Here is an 11,923-nt window from a genome sequence, read left to right on the forward strand (position 1 = left end):
ATATGCCAATTTATAAATGGGAAGGACTAGATAAAAACGGAAAGAAGACCAACGGTCAAATACAGGCCAATGATGAGAAGGACGCTAAGAAAAGACTTCGCGCCCAAGGAAATCGTGTACGTAAAATTATTCCACCTTCGATCTTAGAATTTGATATTAACACATGGTTAATTGAAAAAGGTATTGGTTCTGCTTTCGGTGCAGCCGAGCTTATGAACTTTACAAAGCAATTGTCTATTATGATCAATGCAGGTGTACCTATTATTTTGGCGCTTGAGATTATTTATAAATCAGAGAAAAATCCTTCTTTAAAGAATGCTGTTAAAAATATTGCGACTGATGTTTCAGAAGGTAATACGCTAGCCGAAAGTATGCGTAAGCAACAAGGCTTTGATAACCTTTACTGTAACCTTGTTAAGGCCGGAGAGGTTGGAGGGATTCTAGATGAGATTCTTTCTAAACTAACAGAGCACTTAGAAAAGCAAGAGAAGATTAAAAAACAAATTAAATCAGCTATGAGTTATCCATTAATTGTTTCAGGTATTGGTGCTTTAGTAGTTTGGGGACTAATTACTTATGTTGTGCCTCAGTTTACTGGAATGCTTGCGGACACTGGACAAGAGCTCCCTTGGATTACTCAATTTGTAATTGATACTTCAGAATTTTTTGGTGAATACTCTGGCAAGATGATCCTAGGTGGAATAGCTTTATTAATTTTTCTAACTTACTTCATAAAAACACCTCAAGGAAAAATTGTATTTGATAAGTTTTCAATGAGTGTACCAGGCTTTGGTATTGTTATTATTAAGGGGAGTTTAGCACAGTTTTCAAGAACTCTTTCAACACTGCTTGGTTCAGGTGTAGCACTCATCGATGCCTTAGAAATTTGTGTTGAAACAATTGATAATAGTGTTATCTCTGGTGATATCAAAGAAGTAAGAAAGAAAGTTATTGAAGGTAAAACTCTTACTGAACCATTAACTAAGATTGACTACTTTCCAGAAATGGTTGCTCAGATGATTAAGGTTGGTGAGTCAACAGGGGCCATTGATCAAATGCTGGCAAAGATCTCTGTTGTTTTTGAAGATGAAGTTAATGATGCAATTACTGCAGCAACAAAAATGCTAGAACCTTTAGTTCTTGTCGTTCTTGGTGGAATTATTGGTGGTGTTCTTATAGCAATTTACTTACCAATGTTCATGTCAGCGGGGGCATAAATACTTAAATTGACAAAGATTAGAGGCAAAAAAGTAGTTAAAATTATTTATTGTTTTAAGTTAAGGTATTGATATTATTGGGATTTAATTTTTAACTTAAATATGCCGTAAAGTAGTTATAGGGCTGGTTAAATCTTAATTTTAGCTAAGTTCTTAAAGTTATTTAAATTAATCTATCTAAATTAGATTAACGAGGAGAAAAGACATGAAATTTACGAACGAGTTGAAAAACTCAAAAGGGTTTACCCTAGTTGAGTTGATGGTCGTTGTTGCCATCATCGGGATTCTATCTGCGGTAGCAATTCCAAACTTTAAAAAGTATCAAGCGAAAACGAAAACTTCTGAAGCGAAACTTCAGCTAGCTTCAATTTACTCAGCGATGACAGCTATCCAAACTGATTATGATGCCTTCGGTACATGTTTAGGTGATGCTGGTTATGTATCTCCAAATGGTGCATGGGATTCATCTACTCCAACTAGTGGAAGTAACTATTATTCAATCGGATTTAGTGCTGCTAACTCGACACCAAACCAAATTGTTAGAGATAACGGCGGAACTTGTCAGAATATCGAATTTGGGGCACCTGCATTTAAGAAGGTTGGTGGACAGAGAACAACTGTTGCTAACATTTCTACGATCGCTGTTTCAAACATGGGGAATGGTTCACAAACTGCTCCAGGTGTTGATGCTCAAGGTGGTTACTTTGTAGCTGGAGCAATTGGCTATATTGATACAGATAACATTACAACTGCTAAAGCTAGTAAATGGGCAATTGACCAAGACAAAGTACTTAGAGAGATTAATAAAGGTTACTAATCTTTAATTTAATAATCTTGAAAATAGAAGGCCTCATTAATTTGAGGCCTTTTTTATTTCTTCTATTTTCTTAATTAAAACTTCTCGTTCTTTTATATCTTTAGTTCTATTCAATTGTAATTGAAGGAGTTGGAGGTGAGACTGTTTAGACTTACGTTTATTCTTAGCCTCTTCAATTAATCTTGGGAGAATTACAAAGTTTACAGCATAAGGTGTCTTTTGAATCTTTTGATACATTAATAGGGAATTGTCGTAATCTTTGAGTTGAAAGTGATAGTTAAAGGCGGCATTGTACATAAGTCTGTAATCGTTAGGAAAAACCTCTAAACCTCTATTGAATATTATCTCCGCTCCCAAAATATCATCTTTAATGATTGATAAGTAGATACCACCATGAAGATAATTTTCGTAAAACTCTCTATCTAAATCAGCAATTAGTTTAAACCTATAATATAGCCATGACTTCTCTTGGTTCTTTACGTGTTGAATATCAGCGTCAAGAAGCGTTTTTGTCCAATAGTAGCTTGAAATAAAACGGTAGTTTCCAAATGAAACAATTTTTATAAAATCACTATTTAAAGTAGTAAATAACTCAGGATTAACTGGTTTTTTAAATGAGAGATTATAGTTAATACCTATTAAAAGTATGAATAGGATCAAAGGAATCAATTTATTTGTAAGTTGTGTTTTCTTCATGAGCATATCTGATTATACTAATATTAAAAAAAATAAAAAGGCTTCTATGTTAATTTGTGAAAATATATCAAAATCATTTAAGAAAGATTTTTGGAATAAAGATTTTTTAGCATTACAAGATGTAACTTTTGAACTGAATGCTGGACGAATCGTTGGTTTTCTTGGTGCTAATGGTGCAGGAAAAACAACTCTAATCAAAATTATTCTTGGATTCATTAAGCCGAACACTGGTTCGGTTAAAATCTTGAATATTGATTGGACTGAAGATGAGGTAAGAAAGTTAATTGGTTATATGCCAGAGCGACCATACTATTATCAGAATTTAACAGGTTATGAGTTCTTAACCTATTGTGGAGAACTACAAGAAATTGAGAACGAAGAGATTGAGAAAAATATTGAAAAATGGGCGACTAAGTTAGAGATTAAATTCGCTTTAGACAGGAAGATTAAAGGCTATTCTAAAGGGATGTTACAACGACTAGGTTTTGTCTCAGTACTTTTACATAATCCAAGACTTATTATATTAGATGAGCCACTTTCAGGCTTAGATCCAATCGGACGTAAAGAATTTAAAGACGTTATTAAAGAGGTTAATGAAGAGGGTGTTGGTGTATTCTTTTCTTCACATATTGTGAATGATGTCGAAGAAGTTTGCCACGATGTTGTTGTTCTAGAGAGTGGTAAGATCATTTATAACGGGACGATTAAAGAATTAGTATCACAAAATACAAGTAATAAATTTATCATTAAGTACAATGATGGAGATAAGGATCATGAATTAGTGGTAGATGAAGATCTGAAAGATCAAAAAATCTTAGAATTAATTGAAGCTGGATCAAATGTTTTAAAACTAAATAGAGAAAGCTCGTCGTTAGAAGAAATAGTGTATCGGTTAAACAAATGAAGAATATATTAACAATCGCAAAGTTTACATTTAAAGATATTGTTAAGAGTAGAGTGCTCTATCTTACTTTTTGGATTGCTCTTTTTATCTTAACTTTAAGTTATATAACTTCAGAATTCTCTTATGGAAACGTTTTAAGAATTTCAATAGACTTTGGTTTAGGGGGAGCTTCATTGGCAGCAAATATTCTTGCAATTTTTGTTGGTGTAAATGTTTTGTCAGATGAAATTGAATCGCGAACTATATATATAACCTTGTCTCGACCTATTTCGAGAGTTAAGTTTTTACTTGGTAAAATCTTAGGAGTCTCGTCTATTCTTGTTTTAAGCTCATTTGTAATATTTGGAACTTCGTTAATAGTTTACTTATTACGTGGTGGTGCTCTTGATGGAGTTATAATTAATTCACTATTCCTAGGAATATTAGAGTCAATTTTACTTTTCTTGATTGTGCTTTTCTTTAGTTTAATAACTTCACGTGCACTAAGTGTTATCAATACTGTCGTTATTTATTTTGTTGGACATGCAATAACTCATATTTCAAGTTTATCTTTTGTAAAGGATAGAGAAGGACTTGAACTAATACTGCGAATATATAAAGCAGTACTCCCAGATTTAAACTTATTAAATTATAAGCCATTCGTATTTAATTCAAATCTTGTGTCAAATCAAAATATCATGAATAGTTATTTATATGGGCTTGCTTATATTTTAGTGCTTTCTTTTATAAATGCATACGTATTCAAAAATAAAGAGCTTAGCTAATGATATTACTATTTAAAATATATGCGTTTATCTTTGGAGCAATGATAGGAAGTTTTCTAAATGTTCTCATTTTGAGACTACCTACTAATGAAAAGTTTTTTATCGATCGCTCACGTTGTCCAAAATGTGGCTTTCAACTTAAGTGGTTTCACAATATTCCAATTTTAAGCTTCATTGGCTTAAGAGGGAAGTGTGCTAACTGTAAGACGAATATTAGTTTTCAATATCCAGTTATCGAGTTACTTACGGCAACTATATCGTTATTTCTATTTGGAGGCGAAATAAGTCTTCATGGATTAACTTCTTATTTATTCTTTTTTACTGTTGCTTGTTGCCTCCTTGTTCATTTTGTCATTGATGTACGTCATCAAATATTACCAGATGTAATTAATGTATATTTGGGAATAATCTTTTTTATCCATGTCGTATTTTTTTATAATTGGAAGCACTGGGTTCTAGGTGGATTAGTTGGATTTTTAGTACCTTACTTAATTACTTACCTATTTTATAAAATTAAAGGTGTCATCGGCCTGGGTGGAGGTGATATAAAGCTGTTTGGTGTTCTCGGAATTTATCTTGGTCCATTAGGAATTATTCATAATATGCTCTTTTCATGTATACTAGGAAGTTTGCTAATGATGCCTTTATTACTTTTCAAAGTTATTAAAAGAGACCAGGCAATAGCATTTGGGCCATTTATTATTATTGTGGCCGTTATTCAAATCTACTTTCCAAGTACCTTTAAAATGATGCTGGGCGCATTGTTGTTTTAAATAACTTCTTGAAATGACTGGACTGTGCAGAGTATAATAAAATAATACTTTGATAGGTCACGGATGAAGAAGAATATTGATATACAGGATGTTATATTTAAAATTAGGGAAGCTTTAGGTTTAGTTCCTAAAGAACTTATTGGTGTTGACATTGGTCAAAGCTCAGTAAAAGTCTCTAAAATAGTTACTAAGAATGATACTTATAAATTAGTTAAGTATGCATCTGTTCCACTTCCGGAAGCTGCAATCATAGAAGATGAAATTCAAGATGAAGAAGCTCTAAAAGAAGCTTTAAAAGAAGCTTTTAAAGAAGCGAAAGTCACAGAGCCCTATATTTGCCTTGGTCTATCTGGGCCTAATACAGTAATTAAAAAATTACAATTGGCTGGTGGAGATGATGAAGAACTTGAAGATCAAGTAATTTGGGAAGCAGAGCAATACCTCCCATTTCCGGTTGAGGACTGTAATATCGATTGGTATGTCATCGGTGAAAACATGGGTGGTGGTCTTGATGTTATTGTTTGTGCGGTAAAGAAAGATGTCCTTGAATCATTCAAAACAATAATTGAATCCTTAGGTAAGATCGTAAAAGTCGTTGATTTGTGCTCTATTGCGATTACTAATATCTACGAGCTAGCTTCTGAAGAGGATTTATCATCAGATATTGATGATGAGTCAGAAGATGAAATATTTGAAAATACTTCAAGTACAGATATAAATAAAATTCTAATTCCATCGACATTGCTAATTGATATTGGTTCTCAGGCAACTGTTTTTATCGTCCTTAAAAAAGGTATTCCAGTCTTTGTTAAAGAAATCATTATTGGTGGCGCGAGTATTACAGAAGAGATTCAGAGACAATTAGGGGTAACATTTCAAGAAGCGGAAGACTTAAAGAAGATGTCATCTGGTGAAGGTGTTCCTGATGATGTGTTAATGATTATTAATGAGATTAATGGAACTCTTGTTAACGAACTAAAAAAAGCTCATGACTTTTATATTAATGCAACTTCTGATGATTCTTTAAAGAATATTACAGTAACTGGCGGTTCAGTGCGATTACCTAATTTACTTGAGGAAATCCGATCATCTTTTGGTGTTGATGTTAATGTATTGAATCCATTTAATGAAATCGAATTTAATGAAAATGATTTCGATGATGATGAATTAAATGATATGGCCCACGAAGGTGTTGTTTCATTTGGATTGGCCCTTAGGGAGTTTCCAAAATGATAGAAATAAACTTATTAGAAAAAAAGAAACCTTTAGAGCTACCAGTAATTCTTGGTGTTGATTTTAATAAGGTAAATAAGAAATCGCTTCTTATTGGTTATGCTGTTTATTACGGACTTACATCTGTTCTAATTCCAGGTTTTAAAAATAAAAATCAAGATGTACGTGATGAGATTGTTCAGCAAAAGGCAGTCTTTAACAGACTAAAAAAAGAAGTTGATTCATTTGGTTCTTTAACTGAAGTTATGGATGCTTTTACAAAAAGAATTGAAGAGTTAAAAAGTAGAGAAGCACTTGTAGCGCAAGTTATGTCTAATAAATCTAACCCATATAAAGTACTAAGAGGACTTTCGGGATCATTGAATGATGATATTTGGTTTAACTCTCTAACAATTGACGACAAAAAAGTTATCAAGATTGATGGGGAATCAATATCTTTTTCATCGGTCGGGGACTTTATTAACAACGTTAAAGAACTTGAGTATTTCATACCAAGAAATGGCTACTCTTCTGAAACATTTGGTATGAAAGAACTTAAAGAAACTTCAGATCAGCTTTACGGTGAAAGTGTTACATTACAAAGTTTTTCAATTGAAGGGAAAATCCAATCATATGGAGATCTTGAGTAATGCTATCTCTAATTAATAAGCTATATTTAATCTTAATCGTTTGGGGCGCATTCCAGGCTTATGAAGCGTACAACGAAGTTGAAATTGAAAGAGCAAGTCTTCAAGAAGAAGTTAATATTGTAAACGGTAGAATTAGTAAGAAGAAAAAAGAATTAAAAAAACTTAAGGATTACGAAAGAGACGTTGAGCAAAAGAAAGAAGAGATTGAAATAGTTGCTCAAAAACTTGAAGAGACACAAAGACGTCTACCTAAAGATATTAGTGATAATGAAAGTATTAACTTAATCAAAAAGCTCGGGGAAAGCTTAAAGATCAAAGATGTACAAATTAATCCAAGCGGACAAGAAGAAAATGGATTCTATATTACGAAATATTATACATTTTCAGGGAAAGGGACATATCTACAATTCTTACTTTTACTAGAAAACATTTCTAAACAAGAAAGAATTTTAAATGTTAGAGATATTAATTTAAGTAAAATTACAAAAACAAATAAGTCTCGTTACGAAATAATTAATCTATACGCTACGATTGAGAGTTATATTTATAATCAAAACCATAGAGAAAAGCGTGGTATTGAAGAAATTGAGCAGAAACTTAAACAAGAACAATCTAAAAAACCTGCGAGAAAGAAAAGAACTAGGAATAAGAATTGAAAAATCAGAGCAAATTAATATTAGCATGCTTATTTTGTTTCTTAGCAATAGGACAAGCGCCTGTTGAACTAGGTTCCGGAAGAAATATTAGAGACCCGTTTAAAGTTAAATATAAGAAAAAAATGGGAAACAAAAAAGCGAGAAGAGAAAAGTTTACTGGTTTCTCTAATAAGCTTACGACAGATCATCTTCGTATTGATCGATTAAGAGTTACAGGTATCTTTTTAGGTAAAGATCCACGAGCGATTATAAAACAAGTTGAAGAAGAAGGATTATCTCAAGCTGTAATCATAAAAGAAGGTATGAAAATCGGCCCAGATCAAGTTGAGGTTAAAGCAATTCTACCTGGTGGGGTAGTATTAGTTGAGAAAATTATTAATGTATACGATGAAGAAGAGTACTTGGAAACAATACTTCCTTTATCAGAGTAGTTCATAATACTTTTATAAAATTCAATTTGTGATATCATAAAAATATAATAATTTTACTTAGGAAGAGTAAAAATGAAAAAAATAGTTATTGCAGTATCAATTCTATACTCATTTCTTGCACTATCAGCAAATTTAACAAAAATTGATTTTCAACAGAAAGACGATTTAAGTTATTTGAATTTCAATTTTGATAAGAACGATTTCAAAATTAAAAAGTTCCAAGTCGTTAAAGACAAACAAGTCATTATTGATATTGAAAATACAGTATCCACTCAAAGAGTTCTTAGAGCTTTTGATACTTCTGAATTTTCAGGTTCGGTAGTATTTGTTTCTGCTTTTAAGGCTCCAGGGAAGTCTCAAGATATTAGAGTCGTCGTACAATTAAGAGATAATGTTCGCTCTAAACTTCAAACTTCAGGAAACCTTGCAAGTATCATATTTGAAAATCGTTACGGAGCATTTGCTAGTTCTAAAGAGGAAGAAGGTGCTTTAACAACAGCTGAAGAAAAGAAGAGTCAAAGACTTCTAAAGCCAAAATCTAAAAGCATGGAAGATATCTTAGAAAACTTAACTCTTTCAGGGCAAAAAAAGTATGTTGGTAATAAGATTTCCTTGAATGTTAAGGATATGAAGATCAATGACATTCTTGATCTTATTGCGGATGCCTCAGGTTTCAACGTTATTATGACAAATGATGTTGCTGAGTTAAAACCATTATCACTTAACTTAGTAAATGTTCCATGGGATCAGGCACTCGATACAGTTTTATCTATTAATAAGTTAGTAGCAGAAAAAAATGGTGCAATTCTAACGATTAAGACGCTTGCTCAAGCAACAGAAGAGAAAAGAAAAGAAAGAGAAGCTACGCAAATCAAAGAAGTAGCAGAACCTCTCGTAACTAAAGTTCTTCCTATCTCTTATTCTAAAGCTAAAGACTTAACGACTCTTTTAAAGGACTATGTTACTCCTGCAAGAGGTTCTTTAATTGCTGATGAAAGAACTAATAATTTAATCATTAATGATACTCTTGAGACGACAGAAAAAATTGCAAAGATCGTTGATATTCTAGATCGTCAAACTCCACAGGTTCTTATTGAATCAAAAATTGTTGAAGTTAACGAAGGTTATCAAAAACAAATTGGTCTGCAGAATGGACTCAATTTTGGATATGACCCAATTGGACAAATACCAACTTCTACAGATTTAACAGGTTCGGCCAGTTCGACTAGTATTTCTGGTCCAGGGCTAAGCTTTTCAAGTGCTCCAACAACTGGTGAGAACACAAGGAACTTACTTGGTGTTACAATCTCAAGATTTGGACGCTTATTTGATTTAAATTTTCAGTTACAACTTTTAGAAAGTGAATCAAAAGGTAAGATCATTGCTTCTCCTCGAGTTGTAACTAAACATAACGTAAAAGCAGAAATTATTTCGACAGACACAACTTCTTTTGAAGAAAGAGAAGGGACTGGTGAAGATATTACAATTACATTCAAAGAGACAACTGCCGAGCTAAGTTTGGCCGTTACTCCTCAGGTTGCTAATGATGGGGCAATTGATTTAATTGTCGAACTATCTAAAGAGCAATTTGGTACTGCTCCAGCAGCGGGAGCACCACCTGATAAAACTAAAAGACAGGTAAAGACAAATGTACTTGTTGAAAATGGATCAACAATTGTTCTAGGTGGACTTTATAGTTATGCTAAAATTGAATCACATTCTGGTGTTCCTTATTTAAAGGATGTACCTATTGTCGGTTGGCTATTTAGAACTCCGTATAATCCACAGGTAAGTAAAACAGAACTTGTTATTTTCATTACACCGAGAGTTATTAATCAAGAACGTGCAGGTTTAACAAGTAGCTTGTAGATGAAAAATTACAATAATCTAATCACAAAATATAAAAGTCAATTGGAGAAAGACCCTCGATCGAAGGTCTTTGCTCCTTTGGCCGAAATATACAGAAAAGTTGGAATGAATGATGAAGCATTAGCTTTACTTAAAAGAGGACTAATTCATCATCCTAACTTCTCTGCTGCTATTATTGTTTATGGCCAGCTATTATTAGAGAGGGAAGAGATTGAAGAAGCTTACACTGTATTAAAGCCACAACTTTCTATTAATGGCGATAATATTAAGTTTCTTAAACTTTTTGCTCATTCTTGTTTTAAACAGAATTTGATCCTTGAGGCCCTAAATACATATAAAAGAGTTCTTTTTATTTCACCTAAGGATACTGAAGCAACTGAGTTTATTGTAAAATATGATAATTTTGACAGTATTGAAAATGAAGATCTAACTCAAAAAACTTTTGATATATCGAATTTAGATGATGAAATAGAAAGTTGGAGTACCTTAAGTTTAGTTCCACAAGTTAAAGAAGAGCCAGTCGTTGAAGATAAACCTAAGAGTGAACCAGGACAAATCTTTAGCCATACTCTAGTTGACCTTTATCTAAAACAAGGCGCAAAACAAAAGGCGATAGAAGTTCTTAACAGTGCGCTAGCTGAAAATCCTGAAGATCAACGTATCCAAGATAGACTACTTGAGCTTGAGGGACAAGATGAGATCAGTGAGAGTAAGGGCCGTGAAGACTTAATGGCCGCTTTTGAATCGACAGCTAAGAAATTAGAGCAAAAACCAAAAGTAGAACTGGAAAAACTGACAATGGCCTTTGAGCTATTCGAATCATACTTAAAGAAAAGAAGCAGCGAAGTTTTAAATGGATAAATTCTTAGTCATTAATGGTCCTAATTTAAATTTATTAGGAAAAAGAGAACCATCTATCTATGGCACACTTGATCTTGATGCCATTGAAAAGTACACCAATGAAAAACTCGGGCAGTTCGGGCATAAAGTTGATGTTGAATGGTTCCAATCTAATGGTGAGCAAGAGATCATTGAAAAAATACATGCTGCGTCAGAAAGTGATATTAAAGCGCTGATTATCAACCCAGCAGCTTTCTCTCATACTAGTATTGCTATTTTAGACGCCTTGCGCGTGATGAAATGCCCAGTAATTGAAGTACATCTTTCAAACACAAACCTAAGAGAGGAGTTTAGAAAGAATAAAATTACTGCAAAATCTTCAACAGCTGTGATAGAAGGTTTAAAAGAAAAAGGTTACTTCCTAGCAATATTATCGCAATTAATTTAAAGGGTTTTTATGGAAATATCGACAAACGACTTTAGGAAAGGTTTAAAACTAGAAATCGATGGCAAACCATATGTTTGTATTAAATGTGACTTCACTAACCCAGGTAAAGGTTCAGCTTTTTATAAGTTAAGAATCAAAAACCTAGAAACAGGTGCAGTTATTGAAAGAACTTTCAAGTCTGGTGTAGCAACTGGTGCTCTTAAGCCAGATCTAGAAGAAAAAGAAGTAGAGTATTTATACAATGATCCTGATGGATTTAACTTCATGGACCAATCGTCTTTTGAAACAATTCACGTTGCAACTGAATACATTGATGATGCTGCTAACTACCTACAAGAAGGTATTAAAGTAGGACTATTATATTATAAAGGTAAACCAATTTCGATTGAACTTCCTAACTTTGTTGAGTTATCAGTAACTGAAACAGACCCAGGTCTTAAGGGTGATACAGCTCAAGGTGGATTAAAGAAGGCAATTATGGAAACAGGTCTTCAAGTAAACGTTCCACTATTTATCAAAGAAGGGGAAATCCTAAAAATTGATACAAGAACTGGTGATTACGTCGAGCGTGTAAACAAATAATTTCTTAAATATAAAGGCCCTTTTAAAGGGCCTTTTTCTTATCTCTAATCCATGTCTTTCTGTG

14 protein-coding genes are annotated in these 11,923 nt (G+C 33.0%); 13 read left to right on the plus strand and 1 reads right to left on the minus strand.

Going from position 1 to position 11,923, the window contains the following annotated elements:
• Positions 1-2: 2 nt before the first annotated feature.
• Both ACMAYS_RS15090 and ACMAYS_RS15095 read left to right on the plus strand, forming a co-directional pair.
• Entirely contained in the window at positions 3-1,217 is a 1,215-nt protein-coding gene (locus tag ACMAYS_RS15090; protein ID WP_103218472.1) for a type II secretion system F family protein, read from the plus strand.
• Positions 1,218-1,422: 205 nt separating this feature from the next.
• Positions 1,423-2,034 carry a type IV pilin protein gene (locus tag ACMAYS_RS15095; protein ID WP_412463554.1) on the plus strand — a complete coding sequence of 204 codons (612 nt, stop codon included), beginning with the start codon at positions 1,423-1,425 and terminating at the stop codon, positions 2,032-2,034.
• A gap of 36 nt (positions 2,035-2,070) precedes the next feature.
• Here the strand turns inward: ACMAYS_RS15095 and ACMAYS_RS15100 are convergent, their stop codons facing one another.
• Complete coding sequence (locus ACMAYS_RS15100) at positions 2,071-2,730, minus strand: hypothetical protein (RefSeq protein WP_412463555.1); 660 nt, start codon at positions 2,728-2,730, stop codon at positions 2,071-2,073.
• Between the two features lie 46 nt (positions 2,731-2,776).
• Between ACMAYS_RS15100 and ACMAYS_RS15105 the strand changes: the two genes are divergently transcribed.
• The 11 genes from ACMAYS_RS15105 (at position 2,777) to efp (ending at position 11,859) form a co-directional block, all read left to right on the plus strand.
• Positions 2,777-3,634: an ABC transporter ATP-binding protein gene (locus tag ACMAYS_RS15105; RefSeq protein ID WP_158246906.1), complete on the plus strand. Its 858-nt coding sequence runs from the start codon at positions 2,777-2,779 to the stop codon at positions 3,632-3,634.
• Entirely contained in the window at positions 3,631-4,398 is a 768-nt protein-coding gene (locus tag ACMAYS_RS15110) for an ABC transporter permease (protein WP_103218468.1), read from the plus strand. The genes ACMAYS_RS15105 and ACMAYS_RS15110 overlap by 4 nt, the downstream gene beginning before the upstream one ends.
• The gene (locus ACMAYS_RS15115; RefSeq protein ID WP_412463556.1) at positions 4,398-5,171 is read left to right on the plus strand and encodes a prepilin peptidase; all 774 of its coding nucleotides are present in this window, start codon (positions 4,398-4,400) and stop codon (positions 5,169-5,171) included. The genes ACMAYS_RS15110 and ACMAYS_RS15115 overlap by 1 nt, the downstream gene beginning before the upstream one ends.
• Positions 5,172-5,234: 63 nt before the next feature.
• Positions 5,235-6,404 (plus strand): type IV pilus assembly protein PilM, encoded by a 1,170-nt coding sequence (pilM, locus tag ACMAYS_RS15120; RefSeq protein WP_392993784.1) that lies wholly within the window; start codon positions 5,235-5,237, stop codon positions 6,402-6,404.
• Positions 6,401-7,033, plus strand: coding sequence for a PilN domain-containing protein (locus ACMAYS_RS15125; RefSeq protein ID WP_103218465.1), 633 nt, complete (start codon positions 6,401-6,403; stop codon positions 7,031-7,033). The genes pilM and ACMAYS_RS15125 overlap by 4 nt, the downstream gene beginning before the upstream one ends.
• Positions 7,033-7,689 (plus strand): type 4a pilus biogenesis protein PilO, encoded by a 657-nt coding sequence (pilO, locus tag ACMAYS_RS15130; RefSeq protein WP_103218464.1) that lies wholly within the window; start codon positions 7,033-7,035, stop codon positions 7,687-7,689. Before ACMAYS_RS15125 ends, pilO begins: the two co-directional genes overlap by 1 nt.
• A complete protein-coding gene (locus ACMAYS_RS15135; RefSeq protein ID WP_103218463.1) occupies positions 7,686-8,120 on the plus strand; it encodes a hypothetical protein in 435 nt (144 codons plus the stop codon). The genes pilO and ACMAYS_RS15135 overlap by 4 nt, the downstream gene beginning before the upstream one ends.
• A gap of 72 nt (positions 8,121-8,192) precedes the next feature.
• On the plus strand, positions 8,193-9,989 hold the full coding sequence (gene pilQ, locus ACMAYS_RS15140; protein WP_412463557.1) for a type IV pilus secretin PilQ: 1,797 nt from the start codon (positions 8,193-8,195) through the stop codon (positions 9,987-9,989).
• Positions 9,990-10,850 (plus strand): tetratricopeptide repeat protein, encoded by an 861-nt coding sequence (locus ACMAYS_RS15145; RefSeq protein ID WP_412463558.1) that lies wholly within the window; start codon positions 9,990-9,992, stop codon positions 10,848-10,850.
• Positions 10,843-11,277, plus strand: a complete 435-nt coding sequence (locus ACMAYS_RS15150; protein WP_103218460.1) for a type II 3-dehydroquinate dehydratase — start codon at positions 10,843-10,845, stop codon at positions 11,275-11,277. Before ACMAYS_RS15145 ends, ACMAYS_RS15150 begins: the two co-directional genes overlap by 8 nt.
• 9 nt (positions 11,278-11,286) lie before the next feature.
• A complete protein-coding gene (gene efp / locus ACMAYS_RS15155; protein ID WP_103218459.1) occupies positions 11,287-11,859 on the plus strand; it encodes an elongation factor P in 573 nt (190 codons plus the stop codon).
• The last annotated feature ends 64 nt before the right edge of the window (positions 11,860-11,923 follow it).

The organism is Halobacteriovorax sp. RT-2-6 (genome assembly GCF_047085025.1).
Classification (GTDB): domain Bacteria; phylum Bdellovibrionota; class Bacteriovoracia; order Bacteriovoracales; family Bacteriovoracaceae; genus Halobacteriovorax_A.